Source organism: Mycobacterium shunyiense (genome assembly GCF_058270035.1).
This window is the reverse complement of sequence record NZ_JBZDPT010000019.1, coordinates 325,533-346,493: the sequence shown is the minus strand read 5'-3', so window position 1 is coordinate 346,493 and position 20,961 is coordinate 325,533. Positions and strand designations below refer to the sequence as shown.

At 64.6% G+C, this 20,961-nt stretch carries 22 protein-coding genes; 18 read left to right on the top strand and 4 right to left on the bottom strand.

All coding sequences use genetic code 11. The annotated features are described in order from the left end of the window. The first annotated feature begins 23 nt into the window (after positions 1-23). Genes AC4ELS_RS13855 through AC4ELS_RS13835 form a run of 5 tightly spaced genes read left to right on the top strand, consistent with a single transcriptional unit; the run spans position 24 to position 4,559 of the window. On the top strand, positions 24-1,622 hold the full coding sequence (locus AC4ELS_RS13855; protein WP_499047848.1) for a flavin-containing monooxygenase: 1,599 nt from the start codon (positions 24-26) through the stop codon (positions 1,620-1,622). Beyond that, positions 1,622-2,425 (top strand): mycofactocin-coupled SDR family oxidoreductase, encoded by an 804-nt coding sequence (locus AC4ELS_RS13850; RefSeq protein ID WP_499047776.1) that lies wholly within the window; start codon positions 1,622-1,624, stop codon positions 2,423-2,425. The genes AC4ELS_RS13855 and AC4ELS_RS13850 overlap by 1 nt, the downstream gene beginning before the upstream one ends. Beyond that, positions 2,422-3,255: a mycofactocin-coupled SDR family oxidoreductase gene (locus tag AC4ELS_RS13845; protein WP_499047774.1), complete on the top strand. Its 834-nt coding sequence runs from the start codon at positions 2,422-2,424 to the stop codon at positions 3,253-3,255. The genes AC4ELS_RS13850 and AC4ELS_RS13845 overlap by 4 nt, the downstream gene beginning before the upstream one ends. Positions 3,256-3,281: 26 nt before the next feature. Then, on the top strand, positions 3,282-3,776 hold the full coding sequence (locus AC4ELS_RS13840; protein ID WP_499047773.1) for a nuclear transport factor 2 family protein: 495 nt from the start codon (positions 3,282-3,284) through the stop codon (positions 3,774-3,776). A 9-nt stretch (positions 3,777-3,785) separates the two neighbouring features. Next, a complete protein-coding gene (locus tag AC4ELS_RS13835) occupies positions 3,786-4,559 on the top strand; it encodes a hypothetical protein (protein WP_499047771.1) in 774 nt (257 codons plus the stop codon). Positions 4,560-4,588: 29 nt separating this feature from the next. On the opposite strand, the gene AC4ELS_RS13830 is transcribed toward AC4ELS_RS13835, so the two are convergent. Continuing rightward, positions 4,589-5,440, bottom strand: coding sequence for an IclR family transcriptional regulator (locus tag AC4ELS_RS13830; RefSeq protein ID WP_498886059.1), 852 nt, complete (start codon positions 5,438-5,440; stop codon positions 4,589-4,591). Positions 5,441-5,558: 118 nt separating this feature from the next. On the opposite strand from AC4ELS_RS13830, the gene AC4ELS_RS13825 reads away from it, so the two are divergent. After that, positions 5,559-6,203 carry a TetR/AcrR family transcriptional regulator gene (locus tag AC4ELS_RS13825; protein ID WP_064878299.1) on the top strand — a complete coding sequence of 215 codons (645 nt, stop codon included), beginning with the start codon at positions 5,559-5,561 and terminating at the stop codon, positions 6,201-6,203. Here the strand turns inward: AC4ELS_RS13825 and AC4ELS_RS13820 are convergent. Further along, the gene (locus AC4ELS_RS13820; protein WP_498886056.1) at positions 6,200-7,078 is read right to left on the bottom strand and encodes an alpha/beta fold hydrolase; all 879 of its coding nucleotides are present in this window, start codon (positions 7,076-7,078) and stop codon (positions 6,200-6,202) included. The genes AC4ELS_RS13825 and AC4ELS_RS13820 overlap by 4 nt on opposite strands. Before the next feature lie 231 nt (positions 7,079-7,309). On the opposite strand from AC4ELS_RS13820, the gene AC4ELS_RS13815 reads away from it, so the two are divergent. The 8 genes from AC4ELS_RS13815 to AC4ELS_RS13780 are packed head-to-tail and all read left to right on the top strand — an operon-like array spanning position 7,310 to position 16,498. Beyond that, positions 7,310-8,080, top strand: coding sequence for an MlaE family ABC transporter permease (locus AC4ELS_RS13815; RefSeq protein WP_055110583.1), 771 nt, complete (start codon positions 7,310-7,312; stop codon positions 8,078-8,080). Continuing rightward, positions 8,077-8,934, top strand: coding sequence for an MlaE family ABC transporter permease (locus tag AC4ELS_RS13810; RefSeq protein ID WP_064878301.1), 858 nt, complete (start codon positions 8,077-8,079; stop codon positions 8,932-8,934). Before AC4ELS_RS13815 ends, AC4ELS_RS13810 begins: the two co-directional genes overlap by 4 nt. Positions 8,935-8,946: 12 nt before the next feature. Beyond that, positions 8,947-10,134: an MCE family protein gene (locus AC4ELS_RS13805; protein ID WP_499047769.1), complete on the top strand. Its 1,188-nt coding sequence runs from the start codon at positions 8,947-8,949 to the stop codon at positions 10,132-10,134. Continuing rightward, positions 10,131-11,162 carry an MCE family protein gene (locus AC4ELS_RS13800; protein WP_448443984.1) on the top strand — a complete coding sequence of 344 codons (1,032 nt, stop codon included), beginning with the start codon at positions 10,131-10,133 and terminating at the stop codon, positions 11,160-11,162. The genes AC4ELS_RS13805 and AC4ELS_RS13800 overlap by 4 nt, the downstream gene beginning before the upstream one ends. Next, positions 11,162-12,244, top strand: a complete 1,083-nt coding sequence (locus AC4ELS_RS13795; RefSeq protein WP_064878335.1) for an MCE family protein — start codon at positions 11,162-11,164, stop codon at positions 12,242-12,244. Before AC4ELS_RS13800 ends, AC4ELS_RS13795 begins: the two co-directional genes overlap by 1 nt. After that, positions 12,241-13,698 carry an MCE family protein gene (locus tag AC4ELS_RS13790; protein WP_499047767.1) on the top strand — a complete coding sequence of 486 codons (1,458 nt, stop codon included), beginning with the start codon at positions 12,241-12,243 and terminating at the stop codon, positions 13,696-13,698. The genes AC4ELS_RS13795 and AC4ELS_RS13790 overlap by 4 nt, the downstream gene beginning before the upstream one ends. Further along, positions 13,695-14,930 carry an MCE family protein gene (locus AC4ELS_RS13785; RefSeq protein WP_499047765.1) on the top strand — a complete coding sequence of 412 codons (1,236 nt, stop codon included), beginning with the start codon at positions 13,695-13,697 and terminating at the stop codon, positions 14,928-14,930. The genes AC4ELS_RS13790 and AC4ELS_RS13785 overlap by 4 nt, the downstream gene beginning before the upstream one ends. After that, positions 14,930-16,498, top strand: a complete 1,569-nt coding sequence (locus AC4ELS_RS13780) for an MCE family protein (RefSeq protein WP_498886050.1) — start codon at positions 14,930-14,932, stop codon at positions 16,496-16,498. The genes AC4ELS_RS13785 and AC4ELS_RS13780 overlap by 1 nt, the downstream gene beginning before the upstream one ends. Before the next feature lie 86 nt (positions 16,499-16,584). On the opposite strand, the gene AC4ELS_RS13775 is transcribed toward AC4ELS_RS13780, so the two are convergent. Then, positions 16,585-17,097, bottom strand: coding sequence for an Rv2253/PknI dimerization domain-containing protein (locus AC4ELS_RS13775; RefSeq protein ID WP_448443976.1), 513 nt, complete (start codon positions 17,095-17,097; stop codon positions 16,585-16,587). A 190-nt stretch (positions 17,098-17,287) separates the two neighbouring features. On the opposite strand from AC4ELS_RS13775, the gene AC4ELS_RS13770 reads away from it, so the two are divergent. The 4 genes from AC4ELS_RS13770 (at position 17,288) to AC4ELS_RS13755 (ending at position 19,477) form a co-directional block, all read left to right on the top strand. Then, a complete protein-coding gene (locus AC4ELS_RS13770; protein ID WP_174554334.1) occupies positions 17,288-17,620 on the top strand; it encodes a hypothetical protein in 333 nt (110 codons plus the stop codon). Continuing rightward, the gene (locus AC4ELS_RS13765) at positions 17,586-18,071 is read left to right on the top strand and encodes an Rv2576c family protein (protein ID WP_498886048.1); all 486 of its coding nucleotides are present in this window, start codon (positions 17,586-17,588) and stop codon (positions 18,069-18,071) included. Before AC4ELS_RS13770 ends, AC4ELS_RS13765 begins: the two co-directional genes overlap by 35 nt. Before the next feature lie 96 nt (positions 18,072-18,167). Beyond that, positions 18,168-18,845, top strand: coding sequence for an Rv1363c family protein (locus AC4ELS_RS13760; RefSeq protein WP_448443972.1), 678 nt, complete (start codon positions 18,168-18,170; stop codon positions 18,843-18,845). After that, positions 18,842-19,477 carry a twin-arginine translocation pathway signal gene (locus AC4ELS_RS13755; RefSeq protein ID WP_448443970.1) on the top strand — a complete coding sequence of 212 codons (636 nt, stop codon included), beginning with the start codon at positions 18,842-18,844 and terminating at the stop codon, positions 19,475-19,477. The genes AC4ELS_RS13760 and AC4ELS_RS13755 overlap by 4 nt, the downstream gene beginning before the upstream one ends. Positions 19,478-19,511: 34 nt before the next feature. Here AC4ELS_RS13755 and AC4ELS_RS13750 read toward each other — a convergent pair. Continuing rightward, positions 19,512-20,961: DUF222 domain-containing protein (locus AC4ELS_RS13750; protein ID WP_499047763.1), on the bottom strand; the 1,450-nt coding region annotated here is incomplete at its 5' end.

Genomic DNA, 20,961 nt, shown 5'->3' with positions numbered 1-20,961 from the left:
TTCGCCCTGTGAGCAGTGGATCGATGAGCGTCGTAGATGTTGTGGTGGTGGGCGCCGGCTTCGGTGGCCTGTACGCGTTGCACAAGTTCCGGTCGCAAGGGTTGTCGGTGCGAGTCTTCGAGGCCGCTCCGGAGGTGGGTGGCACCTGGTACTTCAACCGCTACCCGGGTGCACGTTGTGATGTCGAGAGTGTCGACTACTGCTACTCGTTCTCCGAGGAACTCCAACAGGAATGGACCTGGACCGAGAAGTACGCCACCCAGTCCGAAATCCTGAAATACATCAACTGGGTGGCCGACAAACTCGATCTGCGCCGCGACATCACGTTCGAGACCAGGGTGAGTTCGGCGGTGCTCGACGAGCAGACACTGCGCTGGACCGTCACCACCGATACCGGCGAAACCGTTGACGCGCGGTTCGTGGTCATGGCCACCGGCCCGTTGTCGGCGGCGATGACCCCTGACTTCCCGGGCCTGCACAGCTTCGCCGGCGACGTCTATCACACCGCGCACTGGCCCCATGAGGATGTGGATTTCACCGGCAAGCGCGTCGCCGTCATCGGCACCGGATCCTCAGGGATCCAGTCCATCCCGATCATCGCCGAACAGGCCCAGCAGCTCTATGTCTTTCAACGGACCCCGAATTACAGCGTGCCGGCCGGTAACCGACCGCTGACGGAGGAGGAGGTTGCCGACACCAAGGCCAACTATGCCGAGCGGCGCCGGATGTCCTGGCGCAGCGGCGGTGGCTCGCCACATGTCGCACACCCCAAACTCACCATGGAAGCCACGCCCGAAGAACGTCACGAAGCCTTCGAAAAGCGTTGGGAACTAGGCGGAGTGCTGTTCTCCAAGACGTTCACCGACCAGATGGTCTCTCTGGAAGCCAACGAGGAAGCCCGCAAGTTCTACGAGAACAAGATCCGTGCCGTGATCGACGATCCGGATCTGGCCGAGTTGCTGATTCCCGACGATCATCCGATCGGGACAAAGCGGATCTGTACCGATACCAACTACTTCCAGACGTTCAACCGTCCCAACGTCGAGCTTGTGAGTGTCCGTAAGACGCCGATCGAATCGATCGACGAAACAGGAATCAACACATCCGGCGCGCACTATGACATCGACGCGTTGGTGCTGGCCACCGGGTTCGACGCGATGACCGGCACGCTGGCCAAGATCGACATCGTGGGCAGGGGTGGCAGGAAGCTGGCGGACGACTGGGCCGACGGGCCCCGCACCTACCTGGGTCTGGGTACCGATGGTTTCCCCAACCTGTTCCTGGTGTCCGGTCCCGGGGCACCGGCGGTGCTGGCCAACATGGTTCTGCATGCCGAAGCCCATGTGAACTGGATCGCCGACGCCATCGAGTATCTCGACCAGAACAGCTACGCGGCAATCGAACCGACGCCTGATGCCGTGGACAGTTGGATCGCCGAATGTGCCGAGCGCGCCGACGCCACGCTGTTCACCAAGGCCAACTCCTGGTACATGGGCGCCAACGTGCCCGGCAAGCCTCGGATGTTCATGCTGTTCATCGGCGGCTTCGGCGTGTACCTCGATATCTGCAACGAGGCAGCGGCCGATGGATACAGAGGATTCGAACTGCTGAAGGCGCCCTAGTGCCGGGTCTGGCGGACAAGGTTGTCCTGGCTACCGGCGCCGGTGGCGGTACCGGGCGCGTGCATTGCGAACGCTTTGCCGACGCCGGTGCAGACGTCATCGCGCTCGACCGGACTGAGGCCACCGACGACCTACGAGAGACGGCCGAGCGAGTGCGGCACCGTGGCAGGCGTTGTGCCATCGGTACGGCCGACATCGGCAGTCTCGCCGAGGTCACGTCCGCGGTCGATTCGGGTGTGACGACGTTGGGCCGACTCGACATCATCATCGCCAATGCGGGTATTCACACGGCGAACAGGCCGGCGTGGGAGATCAGCCCCCGGGAATGGCAACGCAATCTGGATGTCAACCTGACCGGCGTCTGGCACACCGTCAAAGCCGCTGTGCCCCATATTGGTTCCGAAGGCGGAACGATGGTGATCATCAGCTCGACCAATGGATTACGCGGCACCGCCGGAACCGCCCCGTACACGGCCAGTAAGCACGCGGCGGTGGGGCTGGCCCGCACCCTCGCCAATGAACTCGGGCCGCAACGTATCCGGGTGAACACGGTCCATCCCGGGGCAGTCGCGACGCCGATGGTGCGCAACCCCGACACCTATAGGCGGTTGCGGCCAGATCTGGACAACCCCACCGAAGCCGATGCAATCGAAGTGCTCACCGCGCGAAACCTGCTCCCGGTGCCGTGGGTGGAACCTATCGATGTGGCCAATGCCGCGGTTTTCCTGGCTTCCGACCAAGCTCGATACATCACCGGCACCCAGCTCGTCGTCGACGCCGGCCTCACCCAGAAGACGACATGACCGGCCGGTTGAAGGGCAAGACCGCGGTGGTCACCGGTGCTGCGCGCGGCATCGGCCGCGCCCAGGCCGTGCGCTTCGCGGAAGAAGGCGCGGACATCATCGCCGTCGATGTGTGCGGGCCGATCGACTCGGTGCAGGTGCCACCCAGCGCACCAGAGGATCTCGCAGAAACTGCTCGCCTTGTCGGGCAGGCGGGCGGTCGGATCGTCACCGGGATCGTCGACGTCCGGAACGCGGACGAACTCCATGACGTTGTCGACCGCGGCGCCACAGAGTTCGATGGGATCGATATCGTCTGCGCCACTGCGGGAATCACGTCGCGAGGCGCCGCCGTCGAACTTTCCGAGGCGGCGTGGCGCACCATGCTCGACATCAACCTGACCGGAGTGTGGAACACCTGCGCTGCCACTGCGCCGCACCTGATCGAACGCGGCACGGGCTCGATGGTTCTGACCAGTTCGATCGCGGGTCTCCGAGGATTGGTGGGCGTCGCGCACTACACCGCCGCCAAGCACGGCGTCGTGGGGCTGATGCGTAGCCTTGCCCATGATTTGGCGCCCCATGGTGTGCGGGTCAACTCTGTGCACCCGACCAACGTCGACACACCGCTGATCCAGAACGACGCCGTGCGTAGCGGTTTCCGGCCCGACCTGGACCGTCCGCCCACCCGCGAGGAATTCGCCGCCGCCGCCACGCAGATGAACTTGCTCGCCGTGCCGTGGGTGCAGCCAGTCGACATCGCGAACGCCAGCTTGTTCCTGGCTTCGGACGAAGCACGGTACATCACTTCGGTCAGCCTGCCCGTTGACGCCGGAAGTACCCAACGCTAGGAGGCTGACATCGAGGAGCAGTGTTCATGACCATCCAACAGCAGATACTCATCCGGCTACAGCGCCTCGAAGATGAGCTCGCGATCGCGAAACTGCTGGCCTCATACGGCCCTTCGGTGGACGCCGGCAACGCTGACAATGCGGCCGTACTATGGGCGGTCGACGGAACCTATGACGTCGAGGACTGGCTGATGACCGGCCGGGGCGGCGTGCATCAGATGGTCAGGTCGACCGGCCACCAGGATCTGGTCGCCACGGGCTGTTGTCATTTCCTCGGGCCGGCGGTGGTCACCGTCGACGGCGACCGCGCTGTCGCGGTGTGCGAATCGCTGGTCCTGTTACGCGAGGGCGAGAGTGGCTATCGCGTGTGGCGGGCGACCGCCAACCACTTCGCGCTGGAACGTCTCGAAGGGCAATGGCAGATCACGACGCGCACGAGCAGATTGCTCAACGGGAACCCGTACGCGCACACTCTATTGAACCTTGGATTGGCGGGAGCGCCTGTCCCCGAGCAGATCTGAGAGGCAGCGATGTCCGCTACTGATTGCCCGCTGGTGTTCTTCTCGTTTGTTGCACTCGGTGGCGGGGGAGCCGAGGAACACCGGCGCTACAACGAATGGCATCAGCTGGACCACCGGCCGGAAAATCTCGCACTCCCCGGAATCGCCTGGGGAGACCGGTGGAGCCGGCCGGCGGCATGCCGCGGTGTTTCCATCGCCGAACCCGCACAGGCCGATACCGACTATGTCGCGATGTACTGGTTCCGTTCTCCCGTGGAGCAGTCGGTGCGGGAGTGGGAGCAGCTCGGTGCGGACTCATTTCAGTGGGGTCGCGGACCGATGATCCCCGGCGTGCGCCGCACTGTGCTCGCATTCTTCCGGCCGGTCAAGGGCTACGCCGCTGCCTCGGCGTTGGTGTCGCCCGGAGTGATCCCGTACCGGCCCAACCGCGGGCTACATCTGACGATGACCCGGTTTGCCGAACCCTACGGCGCCGAAGCTCACGAGCATCACCGATGGGAGGACCGGGTGGCGATCCCGGCTCTGGTGGAACTGGACGGTGTGGCGGGGGCGTGGACTTTCGCATTGGATCGCCACCAGAACAACGGGCTCGGCCTCCGTTCCTCGGAGGCGGCAGATCCGCCGGGCGGCCTGCGCATCCGTCTGCTCTACCTCGATGACGATCCGGTTCGCGTCACCGGCCGGATCAGGGAACGGCTGGCCGACAAGGCACCTGAACCGGCCGCGGGAGAGTGCGTCATCGATACGCCGCTGAACACGATCATTCCCTGGCAGGACTGGTGAACATGGGTACGCGCGCCGCTAGGTTCTTGTCACCTACCCCCGACGGCTGCCACTGTGGGCTCGCCGGTTCGATGGATCATGGCCGGCGTCACCACGCGATGCGCTGCTCGTGACTGGCTCGCGCCGTTGCGCGGCACATCTGAAAGGCTATGGCAGATAGCCCATGACGCGCTGTGTACAGCCGCGGCGACGGGTTCGATCCGCGTCGACCTGGCGGGCCCGCACAGCGACAGCGCGAATTGATTGCCTCCCTCGCTCACGCTGATCGGAGCGGCCACGACGGTGACTCCCCGCTCACAACCCTCGGCATCGACGGCAACCCCGCCGCGAGCGCGTACGGCGGCCAGGCTTCGATCCAACTCCGCCCGGTTGCGAATTCGGTACGGCGACGTCACCGCGTACCGCAACTCTGGCCAGGCTGACTCGTCCATCTGCGCCAGGAGCGCTCTTCCGGCGGCACTCTGTTCCACGGGCTGCTTGAAACCGACCTGCCAACAACTGCCGGAGCTGGGCCACATGCCGAAGCGTTCGATGTGCAGCACGTGTGAACCCGACAGGACGCTGAGATGCGCCGTCAGGCCGGTACGACGGTGTAGGTCCGCCATCACCGGCAGTGCCGCTTCGGGAACTCGACGCTGCCGTACTGCCTGGCGGCCGAATTCGAACATCTTCAGCCCCAGTGTGTATTCGGCGCCATGGCGTTCGATCCAGCCGAGCTGGACCAGTCCCTGCAGGATGCGATGAGTCGACGAGCGGGGAACGTTCGAATACCGGGTGATTTCCGCCAGTGTGAGTGTTTGGCGCGCGCCGAAGACCTCCAGAAGCGCAGCCGCCCGATTGAGCAGCGCTATGGGAGCAGCGTCGTCATCCGACGTTGGCACAAATCCCTCCATACCTGTCATACTCTGCACACATGTCACAACGTGACAGGTGTGAGTCTAGGCACAGCGTGCCTGCGAAGTAAAGGAGACCGCGTGCCGGTGCGACGACAATCAGCGAATGCCCAAAGGTAAGGGGCCGACGCTCACCGAGCGTCGCGCTGAGGAATTGCGGCTCAACATCGCCAGGACCGCATGCGACATCTTCATCGCCGACGGCGACACCACGGCAACCGTGGAGCGCATCTGCGCCGAAGTCGGCATCGCGACGCGTACGTTCTACCGCCACTTCCCGGTAAAGGAAGACGTACTGGGGCCGTTGTTCGGGCGAAGCGAGACAAACATGCGGGATCTGTTGTCCTGTGCTGCAGCCGATTCAGACCCCGTAGATGTTCTTGTCGACATGTTCACGGTCGAGGTTCGGCATCGCCAGTCGGCTGGGGTCCAGCATCGGGAGTCGGTGGACAAGGCGCGGAAACTGATGTCCCTCGTTGCCGAGACTCCGCAGTACCGACTGCGATGGATGGAATGGAGCGAGAACCTCGCCGACGCCATCACCGAGTTCCTGGCGGGGCACTTCGACTTGAGCGACGACGTGTTCACGCGCTCATTGCCGAGCAGGCTTGTGGTCCATGTCAGCAGTAACGCCTACATCTGGTGGACCGACGCCAAGGAACCGCACGAACTCGACGAGTTGATAGCGGCGCACCGGTCCGGCATCGCCATGGTGCTGGCCGGACTGCAACGGTCGGACGTAAGTCGTTAGACCCGTGCCAGGAAGTTCGTGACCACAGACTCGAAAGCGGACTTCGCCTCGATCATGGCCCAGTGCCCACAGTTGGGGAACACGTGAAGCTCGGCGTTGGGTATGGTCCGCATCGGAATCAGCGCCATGTCAAGCGGACTCACGCGATCATCGCGTCCCCACGTCAACAGTGTCGGTGCCGATACCTTGTGCATCCGTGCCCAGGGCATGGGCAGGTCTGAAGCGGCCATCGACGCCATCATCGCTGCAAACGCCGCCTTCCCGTACATGCGGCGTGCGGCGGCCAACGTCTCCGGGTCGGTCGCCAGCGTCCAACGCTCCTCGATGAGCTCATCGGTGACCAACGACCGGTCGTAGACCATGGAATGAAGCCAGTCGATCAAGCGCTGCCGAGTCGGGTCCTCGGTGAATTCCTGGAGCAGACGGATTCCCTCGCTCGGCCCGGGGGAGAAGATCGTGGTACCGATCCCCCCGATCGTCACGAGGCGGCCGACCCGTTCGGGCGCGTTGATCGCCGTGTTTATGCCGACTCCGCCGCCCATGGAGTTGCCGACGATGTCCACCCGTTCGACGCCGAGCGCATCCAGGAACGGAGTGACGGCGCCCTGAGCGGTGACCATCGGGTGCCCGCCCCAGTCATCGGAAACTCCGAATCCGGGGAACTCCAGGACCAGGCAGCGGAAGCGTTCCGCGAACGTCGGTAGTACCCCGCGGAAGTTGCGCCATCCGGTTACGCCGGGACCCGATCCGTGCAGGAACAGAACGGTCGGACCCTGGCCGACGTCGTAGTACCGCAAAGTTCCTGCACTGGTGTCGATCTCACGCAGCGCATCCGTCGTACCGACACCGGTGGTGGTCGCAGCAGAACTTGACACGTGTCTTCTTTCCTTTTGCCGGGCTCGTTGCATCCAGCCTCACACGCTGTCCAAAAGGTCGGCAATGGGATGTTCCGCTGACTGGTGACTAGCAGCGGCGGGGCGGTATTCCCGGTGGGTGGGACACGCGATGGTGCGCTCGGTTGTGAACTGCGATGGTTCCCCGGTCGAGACGTGTTCCAGGTCATACCGGTCACCGGGTGACCCCCCCACGCAGAAAAGGAGAACCCGATGCTGCAGCGACAACTCGCCGGCCCACTCGAGGGGGTGGGTGGGTTGTTCGCCATGTCGGTGGATGCCGCCAGATTCACGGTGCGCAGACCATTCCAATGGCGCGAATTCCTTGACCAATCCTGGTTCGTGGCACGGGTTTCCATGGCGCCGACGCTGTTGGTCGCGATCCCGTTCACGGTTCTGGTGTCGTTCACCCTGAACATCCTGTTGCGGGAACTGGGGGCGGCCGACCTTTCCGGTGCGGGCGCGGCGTTCGGCGCCGTGACCCAGGTGGGGCCGATGGTGACGGTGTTGATCGTGGCCGGTGCCGGAGCGACGGCGATGTGCGCGGATCTGGGGTCGCGGACCGTCCGTGAGGAGATCGACGCCATGGAGGTGCTGGGCATCAACCCGATCCAGCGTCTGGTCACCCCGCGGATGCTGGCCTCGGGTCTGGTGGCGCTCCTGCTCAACAGCGTCGTGGTGATCATCGGAATCCTTGGCGGATACCTGTTCTCGGTGTTCGTCCAAGACGTCAACCCCGGCGCGTTCGCCGCAGGTATCACCCTGCTCACCGGCATTCCGGAGGTCATCATCTCCTGCGTCAAGGCGGCCCTGTTCGGCCTGATCGCCGGACTGGTCGCGTGCTACCGCGGTCTGACCGTCTCGGGTGGCGGTGCCAAAGCGGTGGGCAACGCCGTCAACGAGACGGTGGTCTACGCCTTCATGGCGTTGTTCGTCGTCAACGTGGTGGTCACCGCCATCGGCATCCAGATGACCACGCGATGACCGCCACGGCAGTACTTCAGTCGGCGTACCCGCGCCTGTCCCGGGCCGTACGTCGGCCGGGTGCCGCGCTGAGCGGCATCGGTGACCATGTCCTGTTCTATGGGCGGGCGCTGGCGGGCATGCCCCATGCGGCGGTGCACTACCGCAAGGAAGTCGTCCGGCTGATTGCCGAAATCAGCATGGGTGCAGGCACATTGGCGATGATCGGCGGAACCGTCGTCATCGTCGGGTTCCTGACCCTCGCGACCGGAGGGGTCCTGGCGATCCAGGGCTATTCTTCGCTGGGCAACATCGGCATCGAAGCGCTCACCGGGTTCCTGGCCGCCTTCATCAACGTTCGGATCTCGGCGCCCATCGTCGCCGGAATCGGTCTCGCCGCCACCTTCGGCGCCGGCGTCACCGCGCAACTCGGCGCCATGCGGATCAACGAGGAGGTCGACGCCCTCGAGGCGATGGCGATCCGGCCCGTCGAGTACCTGGTGTCCAGCCGCATCGTGGCCGGGATGATCGCGATCACCCCGTTGTACTCGATCGCGGTGATCCTGTCCTTCGTGGCCAGTCAGTTCACCACCGTCGTGTTACTCGGGCAGTCCGGTGGCCTGTACGGGCACTACTTCGGCACGTTCCTCAACCCGATCGACCTGCTCTGGTCATTCCTGCAGGCGCTGCTGATGGCGTTGGCAATTCTGCTGGTGCACACCTACTTCGGCTTCTTCGCGACCGGCGGCCCGGCCGGTGTCGGCGTCGCCGTCGGCAACGCGGTCCGGACGTCGCTGATCGTCGTCGTCTCGATCACCTTGTTGATCTCGCTGGCCGTCTACGGCTCCAACGGCAACTTCAACCTCTCCGGCTAAAGAAGGCATCCGATGTCGCGTGACGCTAAACGTCTTCTGGTCGGGCTGACCACGGTCGCGGTGATCGCCGCGCTCGTCACCGGCGCGATCGTGCTGTTCCGCGGCGGGGTCGCGCCCACCGCCTCGGTGACCGTCATCTCGCCGAGGGCCGGTCTGGTGATGAACCCCGATGCCAAGGTCAAACTGCACGGAGCGCAGGTCGGCAAGGTCGTGGCCATCGACACGCTGCCGGACGGGCAGGCAGCACTTCGGCTGGCGATGAATCCCGATGATCTGCAACTGATTCCGTCCAACACCGGTGTTGAGATCGCTTCCAGCACCGTGTTCGGTGCCAAGTTTGTCCAGCTCGTGCCGCCGCCGGAGCCGTCGAAGAATTCGATGTACGCCGGACAGGTGCTCGACGCCACGCACACCACCGTCGAGATCAACACGGTGTTCGAGCAGTTGGTGTCGGTGCTGGCACAGATCCAACCGGAAAAGCTCAACGAGACTCTCGGCGCGATGGCCCAGGCCATCGACGGTCGCGGCGACAAGCTCGGCCAGACTCTGGTCGATCTGGACGACATGCTGGCCAAGTTCGCCCCCAGCCTCGGCACGCTGAGTCATGAAATTGCCGTCGCACCACAGGTTTTCAATGCCTACGCCGACGCCGGACCGGACCTGGTCGAGTCCATGCGCAGCGCGGTGCGACTGAGCGATACCGTTGTCGATCGCCGCAATGATCTGGATGCGTTGTTGGTCAGCGCGATCGGACTGGCCGACGTCGGCAATGAGGTGGTCTCCACCAACAGCGCCGGCGTGAGCGACGCGATGCGGCTCTTGGTGCCGACCACGAATCTGCTGAACCAGTACAACCCGGCACTCAACTGTGTGCTCAAGGGAATGGTGCCGCTGGCGATGGGACCGCCACAGCCGCTACCTGGCGTCATGCTGCTGGACTCGTTCCTGCTGGGCACCGAACGCTATCGCTACCCGGGCAACCTGCCGAAGGTTGCCGCCACCGGCGGCCCGCAGTGCCAGGGCCTGCCCGAGGTCGGCTTCGAACAACGGCCGCCGTTCGTGGTCACCGACATCGATGCCAACCCGGCGCAGTACGGAAACCAGGGGATCCTGTTGAACTCCGAGGGTCTCAAGCAGGCGCTGTACGGCCCGCTCGACGGTCCGCCCCGCAACACACCTCAGATAGGACAACCGGGATGACGCGCAGCATCGGCACCGCGATCAAGTTCGGCGCGTTCGGCGTGACGATGTTGCTCCTGACCGCAGCGTTGTTCGCGATCATGGGCCAGTACCGCACCGGATCCACGAATGGATACTCGGCTGTGTTCAGCGACGCGTCCAGTCTGAAGGTCGGCGATTCCGTGCGGGTGGCCGGTATTCGTGTCGGCACGGTCAACGACGTTGCGCTGCAACCTGACAACACCGTGCTGGTCCGCTTCGACTCCGACCGCGAAGTCGTCATGACCACCGCGACCAAGATCGCGGTGCGCTATCTGGATCTGGTCGGCAACCGCTATCTCGAGCTGCTCGACAGTCCGGGATCGACCAAGATCCAGCCGGCGGGTTCACAGATCCCGCTCGAGCGCACTGAGCCGGCACTGGATCTCGATCTGCTGCTCGGTGGGCTCAAGCCCGTGATCCAGGGACTCAACGCCCAGAATGTCAACGCGCTGACCAACTCGCTGATCCAAATCCTGCAGGGCCAGGGCGGCACGGTGGAATCGCTGATGGCGCACACGACCTCGTTCACCCAGGCGCTCGCCGACAACGGGCAGACCGTGCAGCAGCTGATCGACAACCTGAAAACCACCGTGGCAACAGTTGCCAAGGATGGTGACAAGTTCTCGGGAGCCGTCGAGCAACTGCAACAACTCATCACCGGTCTGTCCCAGGAGCGCGATCCCATCGGCGAGGCGATCACCGCACTCGACAACGGAACCGCATCTTTGACAGACCTCATGACCCAGGCTCGGCCGCCCCTGTCAGGCACCGTCGATCAACTCACCCGGCTGGCGCCGCTGCTCTCGAATGAGGACGACATGGCGCGGATGGACCTTTCGTTGCAGAACGCTCCCAAGAACTACCGCAAGCTGGTCCGGTTGGGGGCCTATGGCAGCTTCATCAATCAGTACCTGTGCGGCATGAATGTCCGGGTCACCGACCTGCAGGGACGCACCGCGTACTTCCCGTGGATCATGCAGAACACCGGACGCTGTGGGGAGCCCTGATGCTGAAATACCGTGGATCGCACCTCATTCGGAGCGGACTCATCGGGATCGTGCTGATCGCGATGATCATCGCCGTTGGGCTCCAGCCTCAGGCGCTGTGGTCCTGGGCCACGTCGGTGAAGTATCACGCGCTGTTCGCCGAGGCCGGTGGGATCACCACCGGTAATGATGTCAAGATCTCCGGCGTCACCAAGGGCCTTGTCACCGACGTCAGCTTGAGTCACGGCAAGGCGCTGGTGACCTTCACTCTCGACAGCAAGGTGCGCCTGGGCTCCGCCACCACCGCGCACATCCGCACCGGAACCATGCTCGGTGCCAGGATGCTCACCCTCGAACCGGCCGGCGCGGGCACCATGCGCGCCTCGGACACCATCCCCATCACCAGGACGGCGTCGCCGTATTCGTTGACCAACGCCGTCGGCGACTTCACGAACAACACGGCCGGCACCGACACTGCTGCGCTCACGCAATCCCTCGATACGTTGTCGGACACCATCGATCGCATGGCGCCGCAACTGGGACCGACGTTCGAGGGTCTGTCCCGGCTGTCGGAAACCCTGAACAGTCGCAACGAGTCGCTGTCCAACCTGCTCAAGAGCGCTGCCGACGTGACCGGCATCCTCTCGAAGCGCAGCGAGCAGGTCAACACGCTGCTGCTGGACGCGAACGCGTTGACCGGGGTGCTCGACCAACGCCGGTACGCGATCGTCAACCTGCTGGCCAACACCTCCGCGCTGTCCCAGCAGCTCTCCGGACTCGTCCACGATAACGAAGAAGAGCTCGCACCCACCCTCAAGCAGCTGAACTCGGTGACGGCGATGCTGGAGAAGAACCGCGACAATATCGCGGGCGCGCTGTCCGGTCTCGCCAAATACCAGGTGACCCAGGGTGAATCGGTGAACAACGGCTGGTATTACAACGCCTTCGTCGGGAATCTCCTGCCGGCGCAGACCCTTCAGCCCTTCCTCGATTACGCCTTCGGATTCCGGCGCGGTACCAATGCCGGACAACCGCCGGACAATGCCGGCCCGCGCGCCGAATTCCCATGGCCCCACAACGGCATTCCTGGAGGAAGTCGATGATCGCCCGCAACCGCAAGCGGATCAGCCGCACCGTGTTGGTGCTGCTCGCCGCGCTGGCACTGGCCGGCACGGTGGTGATCGTGCGGCAGACCGCCTTCAAGCCGACCACCATCACCGCGTACTTCACCTCGGCCACCGCGATCTACCCGGGTGACGAGGTCCGCGTGGCAGGCGTCAAGGTCGGCTCCATCGAGAGCATCGAACCGGTCGGCGGGCAGGCTCGGATCACCCTCGCCGTCGATCACGGCGTGAAGATTCCGGCCGACGCCAAGGCGATCCTGATGGCGCAGAACCTGGTTGCCGCTCGTTATGTCCAGTTGGCCCCGGCCTATGAGGACTCCGGACCGACCATGGCCGACGGCGCGCAGATCGGTGTCGAGCGCACCGCCGTTCCTGTCGAGTGGGACCAGGTCAAGGATCAGCTGATGCGGTTGGCGAGCGACCTGGGGCCGATCAACGGCGCGTCGGCCACCTCGCTGAGCAGGTTCGTCGACAGTGCCGCCGCCGCCATGAACGGCAACGGTGAGAAACTGCACGAGGCGATCAGCCAGTTGTCCGGTGTCGCAAAGATCCTCGGCGAGGGGAGCGGCGATCTCGTCGGCACCATCAAGAATCTGCAGGTCTTCGTGACGGCACTGCGGGACAGCAATGCCCAGATCGTGGAGTTCCAGGGACATCTCGCCAATGTCACCAGCGTTGTCGACGGGAGCCGCTCCGATCTGGACGGTGCGCTGACCAATCTGGCCGATGCTGTCGGTAACGTCCGGCGGTTCATCGCCGGCACTCGCGATCAGACTGCTGAGCAACTGGAGCGGCTGAACAACGTCACCCAGAATCTGGTGGACAACAAGGCCAAGCTGGAGAACGTCCTGCACGTGGCACCCAACGCGATCGCCAATGGCTACAACATCTACAACCCCGACAGTGGGACCGCCGTCGGCGCTTTCGCACTGTCGAACTTCGCCGATCCGGTTTCGGTGGTCTGCTCGGCGATCTCGGCGGTGAAGAACGCCACGGCATCCGAATCCTCCAAGCTGTGCGCCCAGTACCTCGGACCGGCCCTGTCGTTGATCAACTTCAACTACCTACCGATGCCGTTCAACGCCTACCTACGTAAGGCGCCGAGCCCGGAGAACCTGGTGTACACCGACCCCAACCTCGCACCTGGCGGGGCCGGCGGGCGTCCGCAGCCGTACGCGGACCAACCGCCGGCGGTGTCGGCCTTCACCGGTGCCAATGACGTGGCGCCGCCGGCGGGATGGGGTGCGCCCCCGGGCCCGCCGGGCTCCTACGCACCCAACGGATTCCCCGCGAACCCCTCACCCGCGGCGTACCCCGGATCGCCGATCGTCTCGGACACACCGGTACAAGCTCCGAAGTCGTTGGGGGACATGCTCCTACCCGCCGAGATGGCTCCGCCCCCCGCACCCTCTGCCCCAGGAGGCACCCCATGAGCGCTCGGAGGTCATTGACGCGCCTGGCCGTGACAGCTGCCTGCGCAGCGGCGACCCTGACGGGCTGTGCGTTCCACGGACTGAATTCGCTGCCGCTGCCCGGCACGGTGGGGCGCGGGGCTGACGCCACGACCTATCATGTTGAGCTCGCGAATATTGGTACGCTGGAGGCTAATTCGCCTGTCATGATCGGCGATGTCATCGTGGGCAGCGTCTCCCGCATGGTGGTGAAGGGCTGGCACGCGGACGTGGAGGTCTCGGTCAAGCCCGACGTCGTCGTTCCGGCCAACGCGGTCGCCACCGTCGGTCAGACCAGTCTGCTGGGGTCCATGCACATAGCACTCGACCCCCCGCTGGGGCAGTCGCCGTCAGGACGGCTGTCGCCGGGCGCCACGCTCGAGCTCGACCAGACTTCGACTTATCCGTCGACCGAACAGACGTTGTCGTCGCTATCGGTTCTCGTCAACGGCGGTGGTCTGGGCAAGATCGGCGACCTGGTCACCGAATTCAACGCTGCGCTGGGCGGCCGCGAAGACCAGATTCGCGATCTACTCACTCGCCTCGACGACATCGTAGGGATGTTCGCCAACCAGCGCGACGACATCAACGCTTCGATCACGGCACTGAACCGGTTGGCGGGCACGCTGTCCGGACAGCAAGAGGTGATCACCACGGCGCTGCAACGGATCCCTCCGGCCTTGGACGTCCTGGTGAAGGAACGCCCGCGCATCACCACGGCTTTGGAGAAGTTCGGTCAGTTCAGCGACACCGCGACCAAGCTGGTCCATGCGACGAGGGACGACCTGCTGACCAACCTGCGCAACCTTGAACCTACGGTGAAGGCACTGGCCGACGTCGGCCCGAATCTGGGCACGGTGTTGGCCTACGCACCGGCGTTCCCCTATCCGCAGAACTTCATCGACCGGGCGATTCGCGGGGACTACCTCAACCAGTTCATCACCTTCGACTTCACCGTCCCGCGACTGAAGAGAGGGTTGTTCCTGGGGACCAGATGGGGCCAGGAGGGCCTGCCGTTGACGCCGGCGCCCGGCGATCCCTGGTTCTCGAACTACACCAAGGATCCCCTGAACATGCCACTGACTCCGCCACCACCCGCAGTGGCGACGATGCCGCCGCTGGTCGACCCGGCTCCGGACCAAGGGCAGTCCGATCCGCCGGCTGTAACGCCGCCTTCCGACCCTGCAGCAGCGCCGAACGGAGGTGGCAACTGATGCTCACCCGTTTTGTGCGAATTCAGCTGGTCATCTTCGCGGTGGCGTCGGTGATCGGGATGGCTCTGATGGGCATCGTGTACATGCAGGCACCGACCCTGTTGGGAATCGGGCGGATGACGGTGACCCTGCAACTGCCCGGAACTGGTGGGCTGTACCAGTTCTCGAACGTGACGTACCGAGGCGTGCAGATGGGGAAGGTCACCGAGGTGCGGCCCACCCGTGACGGAGCGGTGGCCACGCTGTCGCTGAACACGTCACCCAAGGTGCCCGCTGACCTGCACGCCGCAGTTCTCAGTGTGTCGGCAGTGGGCGAGCAGTACGTGGATCTGCAGCCCCGCAACGACTCGGGACCGTATCTCCACGACGGGTCGGTCATCCCGGCATCCAGCACGTCGATTCCCCAAGCGGTGGGGCCGATGCTCGATCAGGTCAGTTCACTCATGGGCAGCATCCCGAAGGACAAGATCAGCCCGCTGCTCGACGAAACCTTCAAGGCGTTCAACGGGACTGGAAATGACATGGGAGCGCTGTTGGACTCTTCGTCGAGACTGATCAACGAGGCGAATGCTGCCTCCGATCAGTCCCGGGCGCTCATCGACGATGGTGCACCCTTGCTGGACGGGCAGGCCGAGTCGGTCGATGCGATCCGCACCTGGGCCCGGAGCATGGCCGGAATAACCAAGCAGGTCGCCGACGACGACCAGCACGTGCGCACCCTGCTGAAGGACGGGCCGGGAACTGCGGACGAAGCGTCCCGCTTGTTCAATCAAGTCAAACCCACGTTGCCTCTGTTGCTCGCCAACCTCACCAGCCTGGGTCAGGTCGGGGTGACTTATCACCCCTCGCTGGAGCAATTGCTGGTGCTGCTGCCCCCGGTCGTGGCCTCTACACAGTCCTACGGTGCGCCGAAGAACAACCCGGTTGGAATGTCGCTGGGAGACTTCACCCTCAACATCGGAGATCCGCCTGCATGCACCGTCGGATTCCTACCGCCGTCGGCCTGGCGATCTCCGGAGGACACCAGCGACATCGACACTCCCGACGGGTTGTACTGCAAACTGCCGCAGGATTCGCCGATCGGTGTCCGCGGAGCGCGCAACTACCCGTGCATGGGGAAACCCGGAAAACGTGCCCCCACCGTCGAAATCTGCGACAGCGACCGGCCTTACGAGCCACTGGCGATGCGACAGCACCCGCTCGGCCCGTACCCGATCGATCCCAATCTGCTGGCACAGGGCATAGCGCCGGATTCGCGGGTCGATCGGGACGGGGCCATCCACGGACCGGTCGAGGGCACCCCGATGCCGCCGCCTGCCGCGCCTGCCGAGGCGCCTGTCGAGGCGCCTGTCGCACCGCCGGCAGATGCGGTGCCGCCCAGCCCGGATGCGCCGATGATGGCACCGAGTGCGTTCACTCCCAATGGATCTCATGGTCCGTCGGTTGCGATCGCCACCTACGATCCGCGCACGGGGCGGTACGCCACACCGGACGGCAAGGTGTACCGGCAGACCGATCTGGTGCCGCCGACCGGCGACCCGACGTGGAAAGACCTGTTCACCACCTGATTGCCCGTGAATGTCAAAACCCCCGCAATGGAATCCGTTGCGGGGGCTTTGGCATTACCTGACCGAGTAGCTGAGAAGCTCTCCGTTCAGGCCGTTTTCACGAGTTTGAACGGCATCGTGATGAAGACGACCCTGCTACTGCCACACGACCCGCTGACGCCGGTGGTCGAGTCCTCGCCCAGCAATGTCGTCGACGCCGGATCGGTTGCGGTGGCGTCCGCGTTCGAGGGGAAGAAGCGGAATACCTGCAGGCCGGGACCAGCGGTGCCGTCCCCGCACGGTTGCCAGTTGTCGACCGTCTTCTTGACGAACCAGACGCCGCTCTTCTTGTAGATCGGCGCGCTCCATCCCCAGTCGGTGTCGACGGTGCCGGTGCACTCGCTGGGATAACTGCACGTCGTGGAGATCGTCCAGGTACCACGAATGCTGGCCTCGTCGTGGAAGATGTCATTCGTTTTCGCCCACTCGCCGTTCGACGTGGCGGTGTACGTGCCGTTGAGGCCCCAACTCGGAGATGCCGCGGCAACCGGGCTGCACAAGCCGGCCACCCCGGTGGCGGTGAGCACCGCCGCCCCAATGAACGCAGTCGACACCCGCATGACCAAACTCCTCTGTACGCCGGCCACCGGTGGTCGCCGCGGCAGTGTTCACTGTGCAACTTCTTCCGTCTTCTGACGGACAATGTCCCACCTAGTGGGCCATGAGCTGGCGGCCGGATTCAGCCGTGCCACAGTGTCGTACGTGCGAATACCGGTGGTAGCCACGGCAGGCCTGCTCGTTGCGGCGACGATGATCGCTCCGTCGCCGGCGGGCGCAGAACCTGTCGGCTGCAGTGAACCCTCATGCGTACCCGGGATCACCGGTGGCGTCGTGCTCGGCGCGCCGTGCTCGGACACCGCGTACTACGTCTTCGGCACCACCTCCTGGGGCCGGGTGGTGTTCTGTGGGTCGCCGCGCCGTTACGAGCCGCGCTACTTCCGGTCGCCGCCGCTCAAAGGTATTCGCGAGGAGAACACCCCATGCACAGGTTTCGAGAACACCGTCGCACAGGCGCCCGACGGGCTGTTCCTGAGCTGTGTGTCGAGCGATGGAACGAGCAGGTGGCTTCGTGGTGACCTGTGATTCGCGGGACCGCGCGGTGTTGAAGCGTTGGCGCGCAGGCACCGTCAGCGCGCTTCTCGCGGTCGGCCTGGGTGCTGGTACGGCCGTGGCGACCCCGGCATACGCCGACGAGGAGCCGATGCCCCACCACGTGACCTACACGGTGACCGCGGAGCAGCCGACGACTGTCGGCATCTACTTCCGCGAGGTCGACCCGCCGACGTGGGCCGACTACAGCCACAATCCCTACGAGTTCAGTCCTAGGGACGATCTGACGCTTGAGCCCGGCAAGCCCTGGATTCGCGAGACGATGCTCGCCGACCCCATGAAATGGGCCATGGTTACCGTCACCACGGCCGGCTTGGCTCCGCAACCCAGCCAGACTCTGCGTTGTGAGCTGGCCGTCGACGGGATCGTCGTCCACCGCGCTGCCGGCCCCAAAGGCGCGTTGTGCTCATTGCGGAATTGGTGATTTCGTCAGAACGGATTTGTCCGCTGGGTGGGACACCGCCGTCGGCGCCGGTTCCGGCCGCATTAGCGTGCGGCCGAGACCAACCGGAGGTGCACTATGCGGTTACTCAGCCGCCCCGACGAGGAAACTGAGCCGACCGTGCTCGATGACGTCGACGACACCGACTCGCCGCTGAGCGACGACGATTCACCGCTGCATGACGACGCGGAGTTGCCAGATCAGGCCCACCCTTCGGACGAGGACGATACTGAGGACCAGCCACCGGCTTCGGACGAAAAACGCAGATGGCGACCGAAACTCGCGACGGTGCTCGCCGGTGTCGCCATCCTTGTCAGCGGTGCGTTGCTGGCAGCCAGCGGATACCTGATCTGGTTTCACCAGCAGACCGACCGTGAGCAGCAGCGCCGCGCGGAATTCTCGGCGGCGGCCTCGCAAGCCGCAGTCACCCTGATGTCGATCGACAGTGCCAAGGCGGAGGAGAACGTCAAGCAGATCGTCGACAACTCGACCGGACAGTTCAAAGAGGACATCGAATCGTCGGCCGAGGACCTGGTGAGAGCCGCGCAGGATTCGAAGGCGACGACGAAGGCCACGGCAAAGGCCACCGCTGTCCAGTCGATGGACGCGGACTCCGCAGTCGTCCTCGTCAGCACCGCAACCACGGTCAGCAACTCGGCCGGCGCCAATCAGCAGCCGCGCAACTGGCGGCTGAGCGTCACGATGGTCCGAGACGGGGGACAGATCAAGATGTCGAAGGTGGAGTTCGTCCCGTGAATACCAGCACAGCAGAACCAAGTACCGGTACCGAACCTGACGTCGAAATCCCTTCGGAGACCGAATCAATCCCCGAGGAGCCGCAGGCCGCCGAAGTCGACGCGAGCCTCGAGGAGGCTCCACAGGATCAGGAGCGGTGGATCCATCGCGTTGCCCGGCGGTGGCGACCGATCGCCGTCGTCTGCCTACTGCTGGCCTCGGCGAGCTCGGCGGCAGCGCTCTATTTCGGCGTGTACCGCGCCGACCATGGGAGTGTCGCAGCGTCTGCGACGGTGGTCGATGCGGCCTCTGAAGGTTCAGTGGCGCTGTTGTCCTATGCGCCAGACAGTTTGGATCAGGACTTCGCTACGGCGAAATCCAAACTGACCGGTGACTTCCTGGATTACTACAGCGAGTTCGCCAACAAGTTCGTCGCGCCGGCGGCCAAGGAGAAGGACATCCGCGCCACTGCGTCGGTTGTTCGCGCTGCTCCGATCACCGTGCAGTCCGACACTGCGGAGGTGTTGGTCTATCTGAACCAGGCGACAACCAGCCGCGACAACCCCGAACCGGCACAGGCCGCCAGCGCTGTGAAGGTCGGGCTCACGAAAATCGATGGGGGTTGGCTGATCTCGTCGTTCAACCCGATCTAGGGACCAACTCGACGGCCCCGGATGTAATGCCTAGCTAAGGTCCGCGTACTGCCTTGCCTCCGGTGGTGCGGTGGTTGTCGATGCGTTGCCATGGGTCGGGGTGGTCGAGTAGGTCCCAGGCGGGTGGGAGTCGGGGGTGGGCCGGTTCGGGCGCGGACAGGTCTGGGTGTGACGGGTCTGTGGTGAACGGGTCTGTGTCCCAGAGGTAGTCCGGGTGGGGTGGGGGTGGGTCGAAGTCGTTGTCCCACTGCCGGTCCCAGTCGGGATTCCACTGCCGGTCCCACTGCGGGTCCCAGTCCAGGTCCCGCTCGGGGTAGTGCTCGGGTTCGGGCTCGCGGGTGAGATCCGGTGGCTGTGGCTGTGGCTGTGGCTGTGTCAGGTCGGGTTCGGGCGTGAGGTCGGGGTCGGGCTCACGCTCCGGCTGATTGCCGGGTGGGGTGAGCAGCAGTTCGGGGCGGTGAAGGTAGTTGATGCGGTTTTGGCCGTGATCCAGCTCTGGCGGTGGGTGCCACTGCACGACACCGTCGGCGGTGATAGTGGTGCTGTAGCCGCCGTGGTCATCGACCAGGCGATTGTCGGATCCGCAGGCCAGCGCCATCACGTCGACATTGGTGTTCCCGCCGGCAGCCCAGTCGGCCTCGCCGTGATGGGCTTGACAGCCATAGACGCCGACGGTGCAGCCCGGTTTGGTGCAGCCCCCGTCGCGGGCGATGAGCATGATGCGTTGAGCCGGGCTGGCGACACGCCGAGCCCGAAAATAGTTCAACGCCGCCCCGGTGGCCCGATCGAACACCGCCAAGTAATGACTGGCGTGAGCACCCATGCGGACGACGTCGCGGATGGGGATCTTCGTCCCACCCCCGCTGACCCCGATCCCGGCACGCGATTCCAGGTCTTGCAAGGTGGTGCGCACGATGATCGACACCGGTAACCCGTTGAGCTGGCCCAGATCCGTCATCAACGCGATCCGCCCGATCACGATCAGCGCGTCGTGCTGACGCTGAGCCAAACTGCGCTGATCCTGCTCGATCTGGGCCTGGGTGGGGGTGCCCGACGTGCAGGGCTGCTCATCATCGGGGTTGCACATCCCGGGCGCGGCGAACTTGGCGAACAGCACCTCCCACACCGCCGCCGCTTCGGGTGTCAGGTTCGCCGTCAACGGGGTCATGGCATCGCGGCCCTGCTTGCCGACACTGACCCCGCGTTTGCGGGCCCGTTCGGTGTCATCAGGTTCGGGGCCGTCCTGATCGAGCAGGAACAGGCGCAACTCGGCGGTGTCTTTGAGTTCTTTGGGACCCACCCCGACCGCGACCCGCACCAGGTCGGCTTCGAACTGCTCACGAGTCGAGACGTCGACGAATCCCGGTAGCCGGTGCACCGCATCACGCAACACCTTGACGTGATCGGCGGTGATCAACCCCGCACCTTGCGCGGCAGCCACCACCGGCAACACCGCAGGCAACGGGTCCCCGGTCAACGAACGC